The organism is Pseudomonas sp. D1HM (assembly GCF_019266105.1).
Classification (GTDB): domain Bacteria; phylum Pseudomonadota; class Gammaproteobacteria; order Pseudomonadales; family Pseudomonadaceae; genus Aquipseudomonas; species Aquipseudomonas taetrolens.
The window spans coordinates 43,177-62,580 of the sequence record NZ_LRMN01000002.1 but is presented as its reverse complement, the minus strand read 5'-3'; the positions used below and the strand labels follow the sequence as shown (position 1 = coordinate 62,580).

Below are 19,404 nucleotides of genomic sequence, written 5' to 3'. Positions count from 1 at the left end.
TGCGGAGGTCAGGAACTGAGGCGCGCCTGATGTCAATCAGGCGCGTGTCTGGATCAGCGGGCTGTAAAGCCGCTCAGTGTTTTTTCGACCTGGGTTTTGGCCATGTCCACCAGATGCTGTACCGATAACACAAGGTCGCGCTGCGTCGCATCGAGGTGGCTGCTTGCCTCAGCCGCCGACACGCTCGCGACTAAACGAGTGGGTGGCAGCTGTGCGCAGGTTAGTCGACCGGCCGTTAGGACACCGGCGCACCCGAAGGTGCCCTGCGCACAGCCACCATAAAATGCAGGCATTAAAAAACGCCTGTTTTTAAGTGGCGCTGTGCGCCTAACAGTAAGCCGAGCGACTAAACCCGATCGCTGATGTGCAGCGATGGGGCGAGACTAGGCGCGTAAACCGTCAGGCGCAATGCGTGCGGGATTGTCTCGGAAAGTTCTGGTGAGGGAAAGGGATCAGTCCGATAAAAACGGCCAGATCAAAAGATCGCAGCTTTCGTGCCCGTACCCACAGTGGAACTGCATCAAGACAGTTGCTCCGAGATGACTGCACAACAAATTCGCAGCTGTCGCAAGGCTTGGGGAAGGTAGGAAAAGGCAGCCCGCCCTGCAAATTCTGACCTGTTTTATGGGCAGCCAATAGATCGTGGCCTTCCGGGTAATTCCGGGGCATCAGCAAACCCGCGCTCCGGCTCGATCCGGCAGGTCTTTGTTCAGCTGCGTTTGCCAATACCGAACCCGTCAGGGATTCGCGTGTGTGCTCGGTTGACGGCTTTACCGGAGAAGCGCGTTTCAATTGGTCTATCACAGACGGCCTGTATAAGCTGACCCTCGCTGTCACAAAGTGCAATGGCGTGCGGTGTGGTAAACCTTTATATCCAATCAAGTGACACAGTCGCACTATCGGCTATTTGAGGATGTTGCACATGTATCACGGAGAAAAGCTCAATGCCTGGACCCATTTGTTGGGGGCTGTGGCGGCGGCAATTGGCAGTATTTGGTTGTTGGTGATGGCGTGCCTGGACGGCAGCCCGCAGAAGATTGTCAGCGTGGCGATTTATGGCGTTACGCTGGTGGTGCTGTACAGCGTATCGACCGTGTACCACAGCGTGCGCGGGCGCTCCAAGGTGATCATGCAGAAGCTCGATCACCTGTCGATTTACCTGCTGATCGCGGGCAGTTACACCCCGTTTTGTCTGGTCACTTTGCACGGCCCCTGGGGCTGGTCACTGTTCGGAATTGTGTGGGGCATGGCCGTGATCGGCATGTTGCAGGAGATCAAGCCGCGCTCTGAAGCGCGCATTCTGTCGATCGTGATTTACGCGGTCATGGGCTGGATCGTGCTGGTGGCGGTCAAGCCATTGCTGGCGGCGCTGGGCACCGCCGGCTTTATCTGGTTGGCGTCAGGCGGGGTGATGTACACCGTCGGGATTATTTTCTTCGCCCTCGATCATCGTCTGCGCCATGCCCACGGCATTTGGCATCTGTTCGTGATTGCCGGCAGCCTGCTGCATTTTGTGGCCATCGCGCATTACGTGATCTGAGCCGGCTAGGGCGTCTTGGCTGCGGGCTTTTGAGTGTCGCTGCGGACTTGCGCATGGCTGATCAAGGCAAAGATAAAACTGCCACCGATGATATTGCCGGCCAGGGTAGGGCCGGCAAAGATCAGCCAGAAGTCTTTCCACGGCAACTCACCGGCAAACACCAGGTACGACACCTCGGCGGCACCCACCACGATGTGGGTGAAATCCCCCAGTGCCATCAGGTAGGTGATCAGGGTGATGATCCAGATTTTGGCGCTTTCCATGGACGGGATCATCCACACCATGGTGGCGATCATCCAGCCCGAGACAATGCCTTTGGCAAACATCTGCCACGGGCTGTTTTCCATGACCTTGCGCCCGATGTCGAGAAAGGCCATGTCGGTCTTGGTGTCAAAAATCGGCAAGTTCAGCATCACGTACGCCACCAGCAGGGTGCCGCACAGGTTGCCGACCAGAACCACTGACCACAGCCGTAGCAAACGTGCGAAGTTGTTGAGCGTCGGGTTGCTCATGATGGGCAAAACGGCGGTGAGGGTGTTTTCGGTGAACAATTGCTGGCGAGCGAGGATGACGGCCAGAAACCCGGCGCAATAACCAAAACTGGCGATCACTTTGAACCCTTCGGCATCTGGCAGTCGCGAATTGAGCAGCCCCATGGCCATCAGCGACAGGCCCATGGTCAGGCCTGCGGCCAGCGCCGACCACCACAGCGCAGCAACGCTGCGCTCCAGTTCCAGGTCACCCTCGGTACGGATAATTTCATGCAGCACCGCCGCGCGAGGTGGCTGGCTTTTGTCGACATCATGTTGTTCCTGATCCGACAAGTTGGGTGTCTTGCCGGTTTTTTCCGTCGTCATGGTGTGCTCCTGAATCCTGAGGGGGCCTGTAGCTACGACCGGCGGGATTCAGCGCTGTTCAGTGGTCTGGAAATTAAGTCGGGATTCGCCAGGCCCTGGCCATTTCAACCGTTGTAGAGTGCAGGTGTTGTGTCCAGGGTTTATTGCGTGCCACGTAATGCTCAATGATGTCATCGAGTACATGATTGACCTCGGATGCGGTGGTCGCCCGGGCCAGACTGTGCTCGGCACGCCGCAACAGGTTCACATTGGCATCGGGTTGCCCGGGACGAAACAGCGACGGGTAAATCACTTCGCGGGTCAGGTTGTCGGCAATGACGGCAATGTCGCGTTTTTTCATTTCAGCGACAGCACGGGTGATGACTTTTGACAGCCCTTGGGTCGCGTCTGTGGACATGGCTTGCAGCAGCTGCTGGTAGTTGCGGTTATCCGCCGCATTGAGCTTCATGCCCAGCCACTCGATATGCTCCGGGCGACTGGCGAGTGCATCGAGGTTGCGCAGGGCGGCTCCCAGCGACGGCGTCAGCGTCAGCACAGGTGCCTCGCTGGCCTCGGTGAGGAGGGTATCCAGTGCCTGCAGGGCTTGCCCGGCGCTTTGTCGAAAACGCAGCACGTCACGGCTGGCCGGATCCCGCTCCAGTAGTGGCTTCGCGTTGTTGAACATCTCATCGTCCATGGCCAGTACGGCCTCGTCCAGCGAGGCGAAGTGGTGCTGTTCGCGAACCGCAGCCCGGTGCTCCAGGTGCTCGTTCACCACGTGGCGTGACAACGCCTGCAAATGGTTTTTAACGTCCAGGGGCATGGTGAAGTTGATGGTCCCGTTGAGTTTTCCGCGAAAGTCACCTTTGTCGGTGTTCAAGGGCAGGATCACGGTCTGATCGTCCAGCGCTTTGATTCGGGTGGTCTGGAACTGGTGGGCTGCCGTATGGGCCACACCTGTGAAGGCATCGACCAGGCTGCTGCCGATCCCGCCGCGTGCGGGCTGCACAGGGGACTTTGCAGGCTCGAATTTGATGATCAGTTTTTCGGTCGTGCTCAGAGGGCTGTCTGGAAATGTACGTTCGTACAGGTCGTTGTCCGGGATGTTGAGCAGCAGGCCGCCATCCTGGAAGGCGGTTTTCCCCGCACGTTCCTGAAATGCCAGACCTTGCTCGACGGGTTGGCTGAAGACGACGGGCAGCGATCCCGAAATGTGCGCGGCACGGGCGATGTCCATGTCGGGGGTCAGGCTGGCGTTGAACACCACCAATTGCGGGCGGCCGTCGAACATGCCGGTACCGGTGATATTGAGCTGTTTGATCGCAGGAAGATGCTGGCTCAGCAGGTGCAAGTCGGCAAAGGTCGTCGCGCCGCCAGCGCTCAACTTGTCCGCGATCGCCATGAGGGCTGCCGGGCGCGTGTCTCTGGGGAGGTTGGCGATGTGTGTCAGGATCGACTTTCTTGATTCGTTGCGCAGCATCTCCTCAAGGGGCTCGGCCTTGGACTGCAGGCGCGGCAGCAAGGTGAATAACAGTTGGGACAGGTTGCCTGCCTGTCCGGGCACTCGGCCAGCCACTTTGCCAAGGCTGGAGTTGGCCTTTTGGACCCATTCGAGGACGGGATTTTTACTGTTCAGCAGATCCGGCAGGTTAATGCTGTCAGATAAGGTGTCGAAGGCCTTGGCGTCCATACCGCTAGCAATCAGCGCGGCTGAAATCCCGCCTGCCGATGAGCCGGAAATCACTTGAATGCTCTTTAACGCCCCGCTTTCTTCCAGCGCCTGCACGACACCGGGATAAGCAATGCCCTTCGCCCCTCCGCCACTGAGCACCAGGCGAGTCGCCGCAGGCGCCGAAAGTGTCACCTCCACCGTGCCATCGCTGTAGCGGCTGAGGCTCAACTTGCGTTCCCCGGCAGCCTCGACCAGCCGTGTTGCGGTACCTGGTGGCTGAGCCTTGTTGTGGGTCAGGGGCTGGGAACCGCTGAGCGAGACGCTGGCGGGCACGTTTCGGGCAGGTGCCAACAGGTCCAGGGGGATTGGCCGGGGAGGGTGAACGGGTACTTTCATGATGTGCTCTCTGTGTGCGTCAGGGGGATTCCTGACGGGCAGAGAGCCTAGGAAAAAGCCGTAGCGGTTGTCTGCGCGACGAACCATGTTGAAAAACAAAACACCCGCCTGCCGGGCCTGGCGTTTATTGACCCGAAAAGACAGCCGAGAGGCTCTGCAATGAACCTCTCGGGCAATTCGTCATGCGCTGGGGCATGGCCCGGGTGCGGTTCGTACAGCACGCGTTGTCAAAGCGTATGCCGCCGGGTAACAAGTCAGCGAAGGCTTATTCCTGGAACTGGTCTTTGACGTATTTGATTTCGGTGCGCCCGTGCGCTGCGGGCAAGCCGTCTTCGCCCAGATTGACGAACACCATCTTGTCGACTGTCAGGATGCTTTTGCGGGTGATCTTGTTGCGCACTTCGCAGGTCAGGGTGATTGAGGTGCGCCCGAACTCAGTGGCGGTAATACCCAGTTCGATGATGTCGCCCTGGCGCGAGGCGCTGACAAAGTTGATTTCGGAGATGTATTTGGTCACCACGCGCTGGTTGCCCAGCTGGACAATGGCGTAGATCGCGGCTTCTTCGTCGATCCAGCGCAGCAGGCTGCCACCGAACAAAGTGCCGTTAGGATTGAGGTCTTCGGGTTTAACCCATTTGCGGGTGTGAAAATTCATATTCGCTCCTGACCGTCTTGCCTTAGATGCCGGCCATGATGTCAGACCATGGCGCTTAGCTCTATTAAGCTTCGACTATGGTCTCGATTAAGCAAATGCAACGCGGGATAAAAACCTTGGGAAGAAAGGGCGGGATGGCTATAATCACCCCCGCTTCAAAACGGTCATCTTTACCCAGTACCGTTCCCGCCACCTGTCCGAGGGGCGCTGCAGCAGGTTCAGCCTGTCAGGCTCGGATGGGGCGTTGTTTGTTCAGGGCTCCCTGGGCAGGCACTCAACGCACAACGGCGCCCATTCGCGATTAAACGAATGGAGGCTCTTGATGAGCGCTGTAAACACGCCTGCAGGTTTTACCGACTATAAAGTCGCTGATATGTCCCTCGCCCCATGGGGCCGCCGCGAAACCTTTATCGCCGAGTCCGAAATGCCGGCTCTGATGGGTCTGCGCCGCAAGTATGCCGCTGAACAACCGCTCAAGGGCGCGAAGATTCTGGGCTGCATCCACATGACCATCCAGACTGCCGTACTGATCGAAACCCTGGTTGCCCTGGGGGCCGAAGTACGCTGGTCGTCGTGCAACATCTTCTCGACTCAGGATCAGGCTGCCGCCGCCATTGCCGCTGCCGGTATCCCGGTTTTCGCCTGGAAGGGCGAGACTGAAGAAGAGTACGAGTGGTGCCTTGAGCAAACCATCCTTAAGGATGGCGAGCCTTGGGACGCCAACATGATCCTCGACGACGGCGGCGACCTGACCGAGCTGCTGCACAAGAAATACCCGGCCATGCTGAAGAAGATCCACGGCGTGACTGAAGAAACCACCACCGGCGTACACCGTCTGCTGGACATGCTGGCCAAAGGCGAGCTGATGATCCCTGCGATCAACGTCAACGACTCGGTGACCAAAAGCAAAAACGACAACAAGTACGGCTGCCGTCACAGCCTGAACGATGCCATCAAGCGTGGTACCGACCACCTGTTGTCCGGCAAGCAAGCACTGGTGATCGGCTACGGTGACGTGGGCAAGGGCTCGGCCCAGTCCCTGCGTCAGGAAGGCATGATCGTTAAAGTCTCCGAAGTTGACCCGATCTGCGCGATGCAGGCCTGCATGGACGGCTTTGAAGTGGTTTCGCCATTCATCGACGGCCAGAACGACGGCACTGCCGCCAGCATCGATGCTGCGCTGCTGGGCAAGATCGACCTGATCGTGACCACCACCGGTAACGTCAACGTGTGCGACAAAAACATGCTGGCTGCGCTGAAAAAACGCGCCGTGGTGTGCAACATCGGTCACTTCGACAACGAAATCGACACCGCTTTCATGCGCAAGAACTGGGCATGGGAAGAAGTGAAGCCACAGGTGCACAAGGTTCACCGTACTGGCCTGGGCGAATTCGACCCACAGAACGATGACTACCTGATCCTGCTGGCCGAAGGCCGTCTGGTTAACCTGGGCAACGCCACAGGTCACCCGAGCCGCATCATGGATGGCTCGTTCGCCAACCAGGTACTGGCCCAGATCTTCCTGTTCGCACAAAAATACGCTGACCTGCCGGCCGAGCTGCAAGCCGCACGTCTGACCGTAGAAGTGCTGCCGAAGAAGCTGGACGAAGAAGTGGCCCTGGAAATGGTCCGCGGTTTCGGTGGTGTGGTAACGCAACTGACCAAGCAACAGGCTGACTACATCGGCGTCACCGTCGAAGGCCCGTTCAAGCCAGACGCTTACCGTTACTGATTAAAAAGGCGGTCAGGCTTGCACTGACCGCCTTTTTTTTGTGTGAGTTCAGCGTCAGGGGTGTCATTGCTCCTTCGCGTACGCAAGGGTATTCCCATGTCTCAAGATCGTCGTTTCAGCTTCGAGTTCTTCCCGACCAAGACCGATGCTGGACATGAAAAATTGATGAACACGGCTCGCCAATTGGCGGCCTACAACCCGGATTTCTTTTCCTGCACTTATGGTGCCGGTGGCTCGACCCGCGACCGCACGATCAACACCGTGCTGCAGCTGGAGAGCGAAGTAAAAGTACCTGCGGCTCCGCATTTGTCGTGCGTGGGTGACAGCAAGGACGATTTGCGCGGCCTGCTGGCTCAATACCGTGCGGCGGGTATCAAGCGTATTGTTGCGCTGCGTGGCGACCTGCCCTCCGGTATGGGCATGGCCAGTGGCGAGCTGCGTCACGCCAATGACCTGGTGAGCTTCATTCGTGAAGAGACCGGTGACCACTTTCACATCGAAGTGGCCGCTTACCCTGAGATGCACCCGCAAGCGCGCAACTTTGAAGACGATATCAACAATTTCGTCCGCAAGGCCCGTGCCGGTGCCGACAGTGCGATCACCCAGTACTTCTTCAATGCCGACAGCTACTTCCGTTTTGTCGAGCGTGTAGAGCAAGCAGGCGTCACGATTCCCATCGTGCCGGGCATCATGCCGATTACCAACTACAGCAAACTGGCGCGTTTCTCTGACGCCTGTGGCGCTGAAATCCCGCGCTGGATTCGCAAGCAGCTGGAAGCCTACGGTGATGATGTACAAAGCATCCAGGCGTTTGGCGAACAGGTCATCAGCGAAATGTGCGAGCGCCTGCTTGATGGCGGCGCCCCGGGGCTACACTTCTACACCCTGAACCAGGCTGACCCGAGCCTCGCGATCTGGAACAACCTGAAACTGCCGCGTTAAAAGAAGGGTGTGCATTTTCCGTAGCAGCTACCGAAGGCTGCGTCCGATTGCGAAGCGATCGTAAACCTCAGCACGCGGTTCAACTGGAAAACCGTGCGCTCCGGTTTCCGACGACTCTGTCGTCGGACGCAGCCTGCAGCAACTGCTACGGGTGTAATGCTCCGCTCTACAAAACCGTTGAGCAGCATGAAAGCGGCGCGCAGTGATTGCTCTGTTATACTCCGGTTTTTCCGCCAGGCTTACGCCCGGCCGCTCGTCCTTGTACAAGGCATTCAATCCCGCTACTGCGCAGCTTTACAGCCCGCGCGAGCGCTGAGAGTGGACCTTCAGGACCGGAGCAGGACCGGACGGGATTGCGTCACCTTAAACGCCATTCACGCCAGGCAAGACTATCCCTTTGGGCCAAGCCCTAACTAGAACAGGATTACTCATGTCCTTTGCTTCCCTCGGTCTCTCCGAGGCTTTAGTCCGCGCCATTGAAGCAGCGGGCTACACCCAGCCTACTCCGGTGCAACAGCGGGCCATTCCCGCCGTGTTGCAAGGTCGCGACTTGATGGTTGCGGCTCAGACAGGTACTGGTAAAACCGGCGGCTTCGCTCTTCCGATCCTGGAAAAGCTGTTTCCCAATGGCCACCCGGACAAATCCCAGCGCCACGGCCCACGCCAACCGCGTGTACTGGTCCTGACTCCTACTCGCGAACTCGCCGCTCAGGTGCACGAGAGCTTCAAGCTCTATGCCCGCGACTTGAAGTTCGTCAGTGCCTGCATTTTCGGCGGCGTTGGCATGAACCCTCAGGTTCAGGCCATGGCCCGCGGTGTTGATGTGCTGGTAGCGTGCCCGGGTCGCTTGCTCGATCTGTGCGGCCAAGGCAGCGTAGACCTGTCCCACGTTGAAATCCTGGTGCTCGATGAAGCCGACCGGATGCTCGACATGGGCTTCGTCCACGACGTGAAAAAGGTTCTCGCCCGCCTGCCTGCCAGACGTCAAAACCTGCTGTTTTCGGCGACGTTCTCCAAGGACATCACCGACCTGGCCGGCAAGCTGCTGCGCAACCCGGAACGTATTGAAGTCACGCCACCGAACACCACGGTCGAGCGTATCGAACAGCGCGTATTCCGCCTCCCTGCGACCCACAAGCGTGCCTTGCTGGCCCACTTGATCACCGCAGGCGCCTGGGAACAGGTTCTGGTCTTCACCCGTACCAAGCACGGCGCTAACCGTTTGGCCGAATACCTGGACAAACACGGCCTCAGCGCTGTGGCCATCCACGGTAACAAGAGCCAGAACGCGCGGACCAAAGCCCTGGCCGATTTCAAGGCCGGTGCCGTACGCATCCTGGTAGCCACCGATATCGCCGCTCGCGGTCTGGATATCGACCAGCTGCCGCACGTGGTCAACTTCGAGCTGCCAAACGTCGATGAAGATTACGTTCACCGTATCGGCCGTACTGGCCGCGCCGGTCGTTCGGGCGAAGCGATCTCGCTGGTGGCTCCGGACGAAGAAAAACTGCTGAAAAGCATCGAGCGCATGACCAAGCAGAAAATCGCTGATGGCGACCTGATGGGTTTTGACTCCAGCACTGTAGAGGCCGAAAAGCCTGAAGTGCGCGAGCGTCCGGATGTGCGTAACCCGCGCAATTCGCCACGTGGCCCTCGCGGCGACGGCCCGAATGGCGGCGGTGGTGGCGGCGGTCGCAAGGACAAAGGCAAGGACAAGGGTAAAGAGAAGCCAGCCGCCGCTCGCGGCGAGCGTCCTGCCCGTGAGCAAAAGCCTCGCGAAGCTCAACCTGCCCGTGAACAGCGTCAGCCAACACCTCGTGCCGATGCCAACCGTGCGCCGGACGAGTTCCGTGACGACGATGTGGATAACTTTGGTAACCGCGCTGATTACGTCAGTCCGTACCAGAACAAGAACAACCAGAGCCGTGGTCGCCGTCCGGGCGCTCCTGCCCAGGGCACTGGCGCAGCACCCGCCGGCCGTACCGGTGGTCGTCAAAACGCCCCGCGCACGGGCACTGGCGCCACGACTGGCACGCCACCGGCCAAGCGCAGCGGTCCACGCAGCGGCGCTCCGCGTGATGGTCAGGCACGTCGCGACAACCGTCCGGCCCGTGACGATGCCCGTCAAGAGCCAGCCGTAAAAGGCCCACGTGAGAATCAGCCGAAGATCATGCACAAGGAATCGAAAAGCGATCGCTTTTTGACACCTGAGCAGCTTGATCAACTGCCGAACCGCCCTCGCGGTGAAAAACCGGCGCTGCTGACTCGCAACCGCTGAGTTAACACGACGGCACAAAAAAACGCCCCGGCTCGCAAGAGCCGGGGCGTTTTTTATGAGCCGTATGAAAGCGCTATTACTTGACCTTCACACCTTCCAGCGTGATGTCCAGGTCCAGCGTCTGAGAGGTTGGGCCTGGGCCTTTGATGCCGAAGTCGCTCAGGTTCAGGGTTGTGGTTGCGTTGAAGCCAGCGCGTTCGCCGCCCCACGGATCCTTGCCTTCGCCGTTGAAGGTTGCTTTGAACGTGACAGGCTTGGTCACGCCGTGCAGGGTCAGGTCGCCCGTCACGTCAGCTGTTTTCTCGCCGGTAGGCACCACTTTGGTCGACTTGAAGGTCGCTTCCGGGTATTTGCTCACGTCCAGGAAGTCTTTGCTGGCGATGTGCTTGTCACGTTCTGCGTGGTTGGAGAACAGGCTGGCGGTTTTCAGGGTGACGTCAATTTTGCTGTCGGCAGGCTTGGCGGCATCCCACGAGAAAGTGCCTTGCCAGTCCTTGAACGTACCGTGAATGAAGCTGTAACCCAGGTGGCTGATTTTCCAGTCGACAAAGGCGTGCTGGCCTTCTTTATCGATGGTGTAGTCAGCAGCCATGGCCTGACCAGCAGACAACAATGCAGTACCGAGAGCCAAAGCGGCGAGGGTCTTTTTCAACATGCGTTCTATTCCTTTTGAGTTTAGGTTGAACATCAAGCATCGCGCCCCAGCATACGAGTCAGGGTCGCATCACGATCGATAAAGTGGTGCTTCAGGGCAACTAGACCATGCAATCCGGCAAATATCACTACTGCCCAGGCCAGGTATAAATGCACGACGCCGGCCACATCGGCCTGATCGGGCAGGTTGGAAATCAATGCAGGTACTTCAAAGAGCCCGAATACCGGGATGCCCACGCCTTCAGAGGTGGAAATCAGGTAGCCGGCGATCATTACCGCAAACAAACCCAGATACAAAAAACCATGGCCCAGCTTGGCGCCGATGCGCGTTGCACGGCTGTAGCTGGTCAATGCGGGTGGGGCCGGGCTGATCCAGCGCCATACCACGCGCAGGAGCATGACGGCGAGTAATGTCAGGCCGATGCTTTTATGCAGATCGGGGGCTTCTTTGCGCCACGGGTCATAGTAATCCAGGCCAACCATCCACAAACCCAGTGCAAACAAACCGAACACGGCCAGCGCCACTGACCAATGGATGAAAATACTGACCGCACCATAGCGAGACGAAGAATTACGTAGCTGCATAGCCAACATCCTGTAAGAACTTGGACGTAAGATTAATGGTTTACCTATCGAATGAAAGCGCATTTTTTTGCTGCAAGGTATCGATAAATACGATGTGTAGCCTGTGCAACGATCATTAAGCAAGCGTTAACAAGGCCGCAGGCCAATGTTCTGCCGCGCTAAAAGTTCAGAAGAGCGGCCTTGGGTCAGGCGTAATGGGTTGTGGCGTGCCTGCGCTTTGCATAGTCTTGCCCGATTGTTTGCCCGCACACGCCGGGAGCCAGCGCCAGGAGAGTGGAAATGGGTCTGAATAATCAGTGGATGCAGCGCGACCTTGCGGTGCTTTGGCACCCCTGTACCCAAATGAAAGATCACGAGCAACTGCCTTTGATCCCGATCAAGCGCGGCGAGGGTGTGTGGCTGGAAGACTTTGAAGGCAAGCGCTACCTCGATGCCGTGAGTTCGTGGTGGGTCAACGTGTTTGGCCACGCCAATCCGCGCATCAACCAGCGCATCAAGGATCAGGTCGATCAACTGGAGCACGTTATTCTGGCCGGCTTCAGTCACCAGCCGGTGATTGAGCTGTCCGAACGCCTGGTCAACATGACGCCTGAAGGTCTGACCCGTTGTTTCTATGCGGACAACGGCTCGTCATGCATCGAAGTCGCGCTGAAAATGAGCTTTCATTACTGGCTCAATCGCGACCAGCCGAACAAAAAACGCTTCGTCACCCTGACCAACAGCTACCACGGCGAAACCATGGCCGCGATGTCAGTGGGCGATGTTCCGCTGTTCACCGAAACCTACAAGGCGTTGCTGCTCGACACGATCAAAGTCCCGAGCCCTGATTGCTACCTGCGCCCTGAAGGCGTGAGCTGGGAAGCGCACTCGCGCACGATGTTCCTGGCCATGGAGCAAACGCTCGCCGAGCATCACGACACAGTGGCGGCAGTCATCGTCGAGCCGTTGATTCAAGGCGCAGGCGGCATGCGAATGTATCACCCGGTGTACCTCACGCTGCTGCGTGAGGCTTGCGATCGCTATGGCGTGCACCTGATCCTCGACGAAATCGCCGTGGGTTTCGGCCGTACCGGCACGATGTTCGCCTGTGAGCAGGCCGGGATTACCCCGGACTTCCTGTGCCTGTCCAAGGCGTTGACCGGCGGTTACTTGCCCTTGGCAGCCTGCATGACCACCGACGATGTGTACGGTGCGTTCTACGATGACTACCCGACCTTGCGCGCCTTCCTGCATTCCCACAGCTATACGGGGAACCCGTTGGCGTGTGCGGCGGCCCTGGCGACGCTGGATATCTTCGAAGAAGACAATGTCATTGAGAACAACAAGGCGCTTTCTCAACGCATGGCGCGTTCAACCGCACACTTGGTGGATCACCCTCATGTCTCGGAAGTGCGTCAGACCGGTATGGTGCTGGCCATTGAAATGGTTCAGGACAAAGCCAGCAAAACGGCTTATCCATGGCAGGAGCGCCGTGGCCTGAAAGTCTTCCAGCACGCTCTGGAGCGCGGTGCCTTATTGCGCCCGCTGGGCAGCGTGGTGTACTTCTTGCCGCCTTACGTGATTACCCCGGAGCAAATAGACTTTTTGGCTGAGGTGGCCAGTGAAGGGATCGATATCGCCACCCGCACCGATATCAGTGTGTCGGTACCGTCGAACTTCCATCCCGACTTCCGTGATCCAGGTTAAACACGATTTTTTGTAGCCGCTGCATAACCCATCACAGCCTGCGGCAGCGGCCGCATGAATACTTCAATTTTCAGAGAACCTATATGAGATTGTCCCGTTTCTTTATCGATGCCCCGTTGAGCCTTGGCGAGCACGAATTGCCTGAAGCTCAGGCGCATTACATTGGCCGCGTGTTGCGCATGGCCGAGGGCGATGCCCTGCAAGTGTTCGACGGTTCGGGGCACGAGTTTTCGGGGCGTTTGCTGGAGGTCGGCAAAAAGCGAGTGCGCGTGCTGCTGGACGAAACGTTCGCCGGGCAGGTCGAGTCACCGCTGGTCATTCACCTTGGCCAGGGTTTGTCCCGTGGTGAACGCATGGATTGGGCCATTCAGAAGGCCACCGAGTTGGGGGTCAACGAGATCACCCCGATCATGAGCGAGCGCTGCGAGGTGCGGCTCAAGGATGAACGTGCCGACAAGCGTCTGGCACATTGGCGGCAGGTGGCAATCAGCGCCTGTGAACAATGCGGGCGCTCACGGGTGCCGGTGATTCATCCGCCGGTGTTGCTCGGCGACTGGATCAAAACCACCGAGGCGGACCTCAAGCTGGTGTTGCACCCGGTCTCCGAACCGCTTGCCAGCCACGCCAAGCCAGCGCGTCTGGCATTCCTGATCGGTCCCGAAGGCGGCTTGACCGACAATGAAGTCGATCAAGCCCAGGCCGCCGGCTACCAGCCAGCGCGCCTTGGCCCGCGGGTGTTGCGTACTGAAACTGCGCCGGTGGTTGCCTTGGCCGTGGCGCAGCAGTTGTGGGGCGATTTCTAACCCCTGTGTGCCTTTACTGCACCGGGTCGCTTGTTGGGTGGGCGATGATTTGCTTCAGCTCCGCAGTCATCGGGAACTCCAGGTTCAGGCCATTCGGCGGAATCGGTTGTTCGAACCAGCGCTGGTAGATCCCGGTGATCTCGCCCGATTTGTACAAATCGGCCAACGCGGTGTTCACCAGCGTCAACATCTGCGGGTCGTCCTTGCGCAGCATGCAGCTGTAGATTTCCCGCGATTGCTCCTGGCCCACCACGGTCCAGTTATGCGGATCGCGGGCCTTGGCACGCTCGCCATAGAGCAGGGCATCGTCCATGTAAAAAGCCACCGCGCGCCCGGTCTCGAGCATTTTGAAGGCCTCGCCATGATCTTTGGCGCTGATGACATTCATGTCCATCTTGTTGTCGGCACTGTAGCTCTTGATAAAACGCTCATTGGTGGTGCCAGCGGTGGTGACGACGTTTTTGCCTCGCAGATCATCAAAACCCTTGATACCACTGTCTTTGGCGGTCAATAACTGGCCTTTGACGTAAATAAACCCATACGAAAAGGCCACTTGTTTTTGCCGTTCGGCGGTCACGCCGGTAGAGCCGCATTCCAGGTCAACCGTGCCGTTCTGCACCAGCGGAATACGGGTTTGTGAGGTCACCAGGTTGTATTTGACCTTTAACGGCTTGTCGCCCATCTGCTGCTGAATACGTTCGACGATTTTGTTCGCCAGTTCCACGGAATAACCCATCGGTTTGCCGCTGTTGTCGCCCACATAGGAGAACGGTACCGATGCGTCGCGATAACCCAGGGTAATACTTCCCGAGTCGGTGATTTTTTTCAGCGTGCCCTGCAGAGGGGTTTCACTGGCGTGCAGTGAGTGGCTGAGCAAAAGGCCCAGCGTGCAACTGATCAAGGTGAGTTTTTTCATCTTCTTATTCTCCGGTTTCAAGCTGATTAGCGTCGGACAGCAATCACACTGATTTCGACCAACACCTCAGGACGCGCCAGTTCGGCTTGTACGGTGGTGCGGGTCGGTGCCTTGCCGGCCGACAGCCAGGCGGACCATTCGGCGTTCATGGCGGCAAAGTCGCGCTGGATGTTTTGCAAGTAAATCGTGGCATTAAGAATATGGTCTTTGTCGCTGCCAGTTTCGGCCAGCAACGCATCAATCTTGCCGAGCACTTCACGGGTTTGCGCCGAAATATCTTCGCTTTGGGCAGGTACCTGCCCGGACAGGAACACCAGTGCCTCAAACGTTGCCGCAGCGCTCAAGCGATCATTGCTGTTGATACGTTGGATCGTCATCGCAGATTTCCTTTTATTCTGAAGGGGCACACTCAAGCGGCATGGGGCGCGAGGCCCTGCATGTCGATGGCGGTTTTACGGTGTGAAATCAGGTCGCTCAACAAACGTCCGCTGCCGCTGGCAAGGGTGAATCCCAATGCTCCGTGACCCAGATTGAGCCACAGGTTGCGATAGCCGCTGGCACCGAGGATGGGCACGCCGCTTGGTGTAGCAGGACGCATGCCAGCCCATTCGATGGCCTCTTGATAATTGCCGGCTTCGGGGAATGTGCCTTGTGCCAGCTGGCGCATTTGGGCCAGCCGCTTGGGGTCGAGTGCCGAGTCGAAACCGACGATGTCCACCATTGCGGCCACGCGCAATTGCTCACCGATACGGGCGTAGACGATCTTGCGATCGTAGTCGGTGATGCTCACCTGCGGGGCTTTGCCCGAGTCTGCCAATGGTAAGGTCAGGCTATAACCCTTGAGCGGGTACAGCGGCAGACTCAGCCCGGGCAGGCTCAGGGCCGGGCTGTTATGCCCGGCGGCCAGGACCAGTTGATCGACCGGCAACAGCTCATTGCCCATCTCCACGGCATGGACCGCGCCATTGGCGTGATGAATGCGGGTTACGGTCTTGCCCAGCAAAAAGGTACAGCGACCTGATGCTTCAAGGCGGGCCAGCAACTGCTGGCAAAAAGCGTGGCAATCGCCGACTTCTTCATCCGGTGTGTAGATGCCGCCGACAAACGCCGAACCGTGCAGGCCGGGCTCCAGGGTGGTGCACTCGCTGGCCGATAACGCCTGCTGGAATGAACTGTTGGCCACTCTTTGCCGGGCCTTGGCGAATTGTTTCGAATCGCGGAACGCCACCAGCTTGCCGTTGCGCCGCCAGTCGAATCCCTCCAGCTGATCTTCTTCGCGCCATTGCTGCAAGGTGGCCTGGCTGAGCAAGGCCAGGCGCAGCAAGTGAGCACCGTTGCGCTGATTCACCGAACCCCGGCAGGCGGCCATGAAAGACGCCAGCCAGCGCCATTGCGCCGGGTCCATGCGGGGACGCAATTTGAGCGGCGAGTCCCCGCGCAGCATCCAGCCCATGGCTTGCCACGGCACTCCGGCATCGGCCAGCGGCGCCACATAGCGATACGACAGCTGGCCGCCATTGGCGAAGCTGGTCTGGCTGCCGAGGGTGGGTTGGGCTTCGATCACACTCACCTCAAAGCCATCGCGCACCAGCGCATACGCTGTCGCCAGACCAATGACACCTCCGCCGATGATGCAAACCCGCTGTCCCATATCAGTCTTTTCCCAAAGTTGTGCGGGACTCAGGGTAGGGGCAGGTGACAGGCGACGAACAATGAATAAAGATGGCTTACCCATAAACACAGGTTATGGACTGCCCCCATGCGCTTGCGTCATATCGAGATCTTTCAGGCTATTCGTCAAACCGGCTCGGTGAGTGCGGCCGCCCAGTTGCTGCATGTGTCGCAGCCAGCCGTGAGCAAGGTGCTGCAACATGCGGAACTGCAATTGGGCTTTCCACTGTTTTTACGGGTACGCGGCAAACTCCAGCCGACCCCTGAGGCCCTGTTGCTTGAACGGGAAGTCGACAAGGTGACGGAGAGCCTGCAAGGGGTGCAGCGTCTGGCGCAAAGTTTGCGCCGTGAGCCGGGGCATCGGCTGCGCATTGGCAGTACGCCTGCGTTGGCGCTGTCGTTGTTGCCGCCGGTGATCAATGAGTGGACTCAACGCTACCCAGACATCCGCTGTGAGCTGGCCAGCGCCCATAGCCGTGAGTTGGTGCAAAACCTGCTGATGCGCGAGCTGGACGTGGCCTTGACCTTCAAGCGGCCGGATCATCCGGGGCTCAAGGCTCAGGCGTTGGCCCACGGCGTGCTGGTCGCGTTGGCGCCGCGGGGTTATTGGCCGGATGAGGAGGAGGGGCAACCGTTGGCGTTGCATCAGCTGGCTGATGCGCCGCTGATTGGCCTGAGCAGTGCAGACCCGCTGTTTGCCAGGCTGGAAAGTTATCTACAGGCCGTAGAACCGCCGCCGCGGATCAGCATTGCCGTACAGACGTATTCGCTGGCTCGCGCGATGGTGGAGTCGGGGGCCGGTCTGGCGGTGATCGACCCGTTCACCGCTCTGGGCGCTTCACGGGCCAGTACGATCATCCGTCCGTTGTCGCCGGCATTGCCCATCACCCTCTACGCATTGACCCGCGCTGATGAACCGCCGCCCCATACCCTTGAAGGGTTGCTGCAGCTGTTCGCTGACAGGGCCAGCGAACAGCTGCAGCGACTGGACGGTTGATTTCATTGCCGCTGCACCTTGCAGCAGCGGCAATGAAGGGTGGTTACATCACTTGGGCAATGCATACACCACGACTTGATCACCCACCTGGTCCTTCAGGATCGAGTTACCGCCTGCGACAAACGCCACATATTGCCGGCCTTTGTATTCATACACGGCGGGGTTGGCCACCGCAGGCGCCATGACGATGTCTGACCACAGCTCATCACCACTGTCCAGGGCATAGGCGCGGACCTTGGAGTCCATGGATGCGCCAATGAACACCACGCCACCTGCGGTCACCGCTGGCCCGCCGATTGTTGGCGAGCCCATGCTTTCAGGCATGTACCAGCCATACTGCTGCACGGCACCCATCGGGCGACGCCATTTCACATCCCCGGTACGCATGTCGAGTGCGACGATCTCACCAAAAGGCGGTGCCCAGCACGGCATGCCAGCCCAGTTCTGGGCATTCAGCAACGACATGCCAAACGGTGAGCCGAGCTGCGGGTAGAACCCGTTCTCATTGCCCGCGGTTTTGGGTTGTTTGTCGTAAGACGCACGATCCCAGAGCTTGATCATTTGCACCACGTGCGAGGTATTTACCACGGCGACCTGGCTGACCGGGTCAAACGCGACCCCGCCCCATTGCACACCTCCGGCGCTGTCCGGATAGGCCAGAGCTCCGGCGCCCTTGGTGGAGGGCGGCGTGTACATGCCGTTGTATTCCAGGTCATCCCACATTTTCGAGCACTGACCGAAGCCGACGATATCGGCGATTTTCCAGATGGCCGGCTTTTTCGATTGGTCCATCAATGGCGCAGGTTTGGTCGGGAACGGTTGGGTCGGGGAGTAGACCTCGCCTGCCACATCGCCTTGAGGTACCGGGCGCTCCTCAATGGGCCACACGTCTTCGCCGGTTCGACGATCGACGGTGAACAGAAAGCCCATTTTGGTGGCTTGCACCAGTGCGGCCACCGGTTTGCCATCAACGGTGATATCCATCAGCGTCGGGGCGGAGTTGATGTCGTAGTCCCACACATCATGGTGAACCCACTGACGAGACCAGACGACCTTGCCCGTATTGATATCCAGAGCGGTGGTTGAAGTACCCAATGGGATCGGCTGGGTCCGATTGCCGCCCCAGTAGTTCGGCGAAGGGGAAGAGACCGGGATGTACAACAGTCCCAGTGCCGGGTCATAGGACATGGCGGTCCAGATATTGGCCGTGCCGGTTTTTTTGGCTTCCTCATCCGGAATCGGCTTGAACTCCCATTCCAGCTCACCGGTGCGGGCGTTCAAGGCAAACAGTGACCCGGGCGACTCGACTTCATACTCCCAATCCTTGCCGGCCCAGCCGACGATCAACTTGTCGCCGATCACGGTTGGCGGTTGCAGGACTGACAAGGGCCACTTGGCGTTGAGGGTATTCCATTGATTGACATCGACGACGCCATTTTTGCCAAAACCTTCGCAACGCTTGCCCGTGTCGGCATCGACCGCAAACAACTCGGCAGTCATCGTCCCGAGATAGACCACTTTCTGGCAGGCAACGCCGGGTTGCGGGTTTTTTTCCTGCCAATAGGCCACGCCGCGAGACTTCAGGGCGGGTTGAGTCAGTGCTTCTAACGGCGACTGGGTGTCAAAACTCCATTTTTCTTTGCCGGTCTCGGGTTCCAGAGCAATGATCCGGTAAAACGGCGTGCCGACGTACAGCGTGTCATTGGCAAAAATAGGCGTGGCTGACCAGACCGAAGGCGGGGTTTTGCCTGCACCAGTCGACATGTCCCCGGTGAAGTATTCCCAGACTTTGGTCAGATGACCGACGTTGTCTTTGTTGATCTGATTCAGGGGCGAGTATTTCTGAGAGCTCAGTTGCCCGTGAAAACTGTCCCACTCTTTACCGTTGGGCAAGGGCAGTTTGGCGCTTTCGGCAGAGATGCTGGACTGCGCCAGAATGGGTGCCGGAACCGTGTATGAAGTGTCTGCGTTTGCGGTTGAAAGACCACCGAGCATGCAAATCATGGGTGCTGTCAAAAGATGCTTTTTGATTCCGTTCATC

17 protein-coding genes and 1 riboswitch are annotated in these 19,404 nt (G+C 58.6%); of the genes, 7 read left to right on the top strand and 10 right to left on the bottom strand.

Features of this window, described 5'->3' with window-relative positions; all coding sequences use genetic code 11:
* Positions 1-53: 53 nt before the first annotated feature.
* Positions 54-293, bottom strand: coding sequence for a DUF6124 family protein (locus AWM69_RS23060; protein ID WP_373274286.1), 240 nt, complete (start codon positions 291-293; stop codon positions 54-56).
* A gap of 629 nt (positions 294-922) precedes the next feature.
* Here AWM69_RS23060 and AWM69_RS01180 point away from each other — a divergent pair.
* Positions 923-1,540, top strand: a complete 618-nt coding sequence (locus AWM69_RS01180) for a hemolysin III family protein (protein ID WP_131653416.1) — start codon at positions 923-925, stop codon at positions 1,538-1,540.
* 5 nt (positions 1,541-1,545) lie between these two features.
* On the opposite strand, the gene AWM69_RS01175 is transcribed toward AWM69_RS01180, so the two are convergent.
* The 3 genes from AWM69_RS01175 to AWM69_RS01165 form a co-directional block, all read right to left on the bottom strand.
* Positions 1,546-2,397, bottom strand: a complete 852-nt coding sequence (locus AWM69_RS01175) for a formate/nitrite transporter family protein (RefSeq protein WP_218725586.1) — start codon at positions 2,395-2,397, stop codon at positions 1,546-1,548.
* Positions 2,398-2,470: 73 nt separating this feature from the next.
* Entirely contained in the window at positions 2,471-4,444 is a 1,974-nt protein-coding gene (locus tag AWM69_RS01170) for a patatin-like phospholipase family protein (RefSeq protein WP_218725585.1), read from the bottom strand.
* A 265-nt stretch (positions 4,445-4,709) separates the two neighbouring features.
* Positions 4,710-5,099 (bottom strand): acyl-CoA thioesterase, encoded by a 390-nt coding sequence (locus AWM69_RS01165; RefSeq protein WP_048380974.1) that lies wholly within the window; start codon positions 5,097-5,099, stop codon positions 4,710-4,712.
* A gap of 193 nt (positions 5,100-5,292) precedes the next feature.
* Positions 5,293-5,399: riboswitch (S-adenosyl-L-homocysteine riboswitch) on the top strand.
* A gap of 22 nt (positions 5,400-5,421) precedes the next feature.
* Between AWM69_RS01165 and ahcY the strand changes: the two genes are divergently transcribed.
* The 3 genes from ahcY to AWM69_RS01150 all read left to right on the top strand — a co-directional run bounded on the left by ahcY (position 5,422) and on the right by AWM69_RS01150 (position 10,051).
* Complete coding sequence (gene ahcY, locus AWM69_RS01160; RefSeq protein ID WP_048380972.1) at positions 5,422-6,831, top strand: adenosylhomocysteinase; 1,410 nt, start codon at positions 5,422-5,424, stop codon at positions 6,829-6,831.
* Between the two features lie 96 nt (positions 6,832-6,927).
* A complete protein-coding gene (gene metF, locus AWM69_RS01155) occupies positions 6,928-7,773 on the top strand; it encodes a methylenetetrahydrofolate reductase [NAD(P)H] (protein ID WP_048380970.1) in 846 nt (281 codons plus the stop codon).
* A 430-nt stretch (positions 7,774-8,203) separates the two neighbouring features.
* Positions 8,204-10,051 (top strand): DEAD/DEAH box helicase, encoded by a 1,848-nt coding sequence (locus tag AWM69_RS01150; RefSeq protein WP_048380968.1) that lies wholly within the window; start codon positions 8,204-8,206, stop codon positions 10,049-10,051.
* 76 nt (positions 10,052-10,127) lie between these two features.
* Here the strand turns inward: AWM69_RS01150 and AWM69_RS01145 are convergent, their stop codons facing one another.
* Complete coding sequence (locus AWM69_RS01145; RefSeq protein ID WP_048380966.1) at positions 10,128-10,706, bottom strand: YceI family protein; 579 nt, start codon at positions 10,704-10,706, stop codon at positions 10,128-10,130.
* Between the two features lie 32 nt (positions 10,707-10,738).
* A complete protein-coding gene (locus tag AWM69_RS01140; protein WP_131653411.1) occupies positions 10,739-11,290 on the bottom strand; it encodes a cytochrome b in 552 nt (183 codons plus the stop codon).
* Positions 11,291-11,569: 279 nt separating this feature from the next.
* Between AWM69_RS01140 and AWM69_RS01135 the strand changes: the two genes are divergently transcribed.
* Both AWM69_RS01135 and AWM69_RS01130 read left to right on the top strand, forming a co-directional pair.
* Positions 11,570-12,976, top strand: coding sequence for an adenosylmethionine--8-amino-7-oxononanoate transaminase (locus tag AWM69_RS01135; protein WP_218725584.1), 1,407 nt, complete (start codon positions 11,570-11,572; stop codon positions 12,974-12,976).
* Positions 12,977-13,059: 83 nt separating this feature from the next.
* On the top strand, positions 13,060-13,779 hold the full coding sequence (locus tag AWM69_RS01130) for a 16S rRNA (uracil(1498)-N(3))-methyltransferase (RefSeq protein WP_048380960.1): 720 nt from the start codon (positions 13,060-13,062) through the stop codon (positions 13,777-13,779).
* 13 nt (positions 13,780-13,792) lie between these two features.
* Here the strand turns inward: AWM69_RS01130 and AWM69_RS01125 are convergent, their stop codons facing one another.
* From AWM69_RS01125 to AWM69_RS01115, 3 genes are read right to left on the bottom strand one after another with little or no spacing between them, the layout of a single operon-like run.
* The gene (locus tag AWM69_RS01125; RefSeq protein WP_131653409.1) at positions 13,793-14,695 is read right to left on the bottom strand and encodes a transporter substrate-binding domain-containing protein; all 903 of its coding nucleotides are present in this window, start codon (positions 14,693-14,695) and stop codon (positions 13,793-13,795) included.
* A 26-nt stretch (positions 14,696-14,721) separates the two neighbouring features.
* Positions 14,722-15,072 (bottom strand): RidA family protein, encoded by a 351-nt coding sequence (locus tag AWM69_RS01120; protein WP_131653408.1) that lies wholly within the window; start codon positions 15,070-15,072, stop codon positions 14,722-14,724.
* 32 nt (positions 15,073-15,104) lie between these two features.
* Entirely contained in the window at positions 15,105-16,430 is a 1,326-nt protein-coding gene (locus AWM69_RS01115) for a D-amino acid dehydrogenase (RefSeq protein ID WP_339429630.1), read from the bottom strand.
* A gap of 24 nt (positions 16,431-16,454) precedes the next feature.
* Between AWM69_RS01115 and AWM69_RS01110 the strand changes: the two genes are divergently transcribed.
* Positions 16,455-17,363 (top strand): LysR family transcriptional regulator, encoded by a 909-nt coding sequence (locus tag AWM69_RS01110; RefSeq protein WP_131653406.1) that lies wholly within the window; start codon positions 16,455-16,457, stop codon positions 17,361-17,363.
* Between the two features lie 48 nt (positions 17,364-17,411).
* Here the strand turns inward: AWM69_RS01110 and AWM69_RS01105 are convergent, their stop codons facing one another.
* Positions 17,412-19,403, bottom strand: coding sequence for a pyrroloquinoline quinone-dependent dehydrogenase (locus AWM69_RS01105; protein ID WP_218725583.1), 1,992 nt, complete (start codon positions 19,401-19,403; stop codon positions 17,412-17,414).
* Between the last annotated feature and the right edge of the window lies 1 nt (position 19,404).

Coding starts and splice junctions, on each gene's coding strand:
- AWM69_RS23060 (WP_373274286.1), bottom strand. CDS start 293: ATGCCTGCATTTTATGGTGGCTGTGCGCAGGGCACCTTCGGGTGCGCC.
- AWM69_RS01180 (WP_131653416.1), top strand. CDS start 923: ATGTATCACGGAGAAAAGCTCAATGCCTGGACCCATTTGTTGGGGGCT.
- AWM69_RS01175 (WP_218725586.1), bottom strand. CDS start 2,397: ATGACGACGGAAAAAACCGGCAAGACACCCAACTTGTCGGATCAGGAA.
- AWM69_RS01170 (WP_218725585.1), bottom strand. CDS start 4,444: ATGAAAGTACCCGTTCACCCTCCCCGGCCAATCCCCCTGGACCTGTTG.
- AWM69_RS01165 (WP_048380974.1), bottom strand. CDS start 5,099: ATGAATTTTCACACCCGCAAATGGGTTAAACCCGAAGACCTCAATCCT.
- ahcY (WP_048380972.1), top strand. CDS start 5,422: ATGAGCGCTGTAAACACGCCTGCAGGTTTTACCGACTATAAAGTCGCT.
- metF (WP_048380970.1), top strand. CDS start 6,928: ATGTCTCAAGATCGTCGTTTCAGCTTCGAGTTCTTCCCGACCAAGACC.
- AWM69_RS01150 (WP_048380968.1), top strand. CDS start 8,204: ATGTCCTTTGCTTCCCTCGGTCTCTCCGAGGCTTTAGTCCGCGCCATT.
- AWM69_RS01145 (WP_048380966.1), bottom strand. CDS start 10,706: ATGTTGAAAAAGACCCTCGCCGCTTTGGCTCTCGGTACTGCATTGTTG.
- AWM69_RS01140 (WP_131653411.1), bottom strand. CDS start 11,290: ATGCAGCTACGTAATTCTTCGTCTCGCTATGGTGCGGTCAGTATTTTC.
- AWM69_RS01135 (WP_218725584.1), top strand. CDS start 11,570: ATGGGTCTGAATAATCAGTGGATGCAGCGCGACCTTGCGGTGCTTTGG.
- AWM69_RS01130 (WP_048380960.1), top strand. CDS start 13,060: ATGAGATTGTCCCGTTTCTTTATCGATGCCCCGTTGAGCCTTGGCGAG.
- AWM69_RS01125 (WP_131653409.1), bottom strand. CDS start 14,695: ATGAAAAAACTCACCTTGATCAGTTGCACGCTGGGCCTTTTGCTCAGC.
- AWM69_RS01120 (WP_131653408.1), bottom strand. CDS start 15,072: ATGACGATCCAACGTATCAACAGCAATGATCGCTTGAGCGCTGCGGCA.
- AWM69_RS01115 (WP_339429630.1), bottom strand. CDS start 16,430: ATGGGTAAGCCATCTTTATTCATTGTTCGTCGCCTGTCACCTGCCCCT.
- AWM69_RS01110 (WP_131653406.1), top strand. CDS start 16,455: ATGCGCTTGCGTCATATCGAGATCTTTCAGGCTATTCGTCAAACCGGC.
- AWM69_RS01105 (WP_218725583.1), bottom strand. CDS start 19,403: ATGAACGGAATCAAAAAGCATCTTTTGACAGCACCCATGATTTGCATG.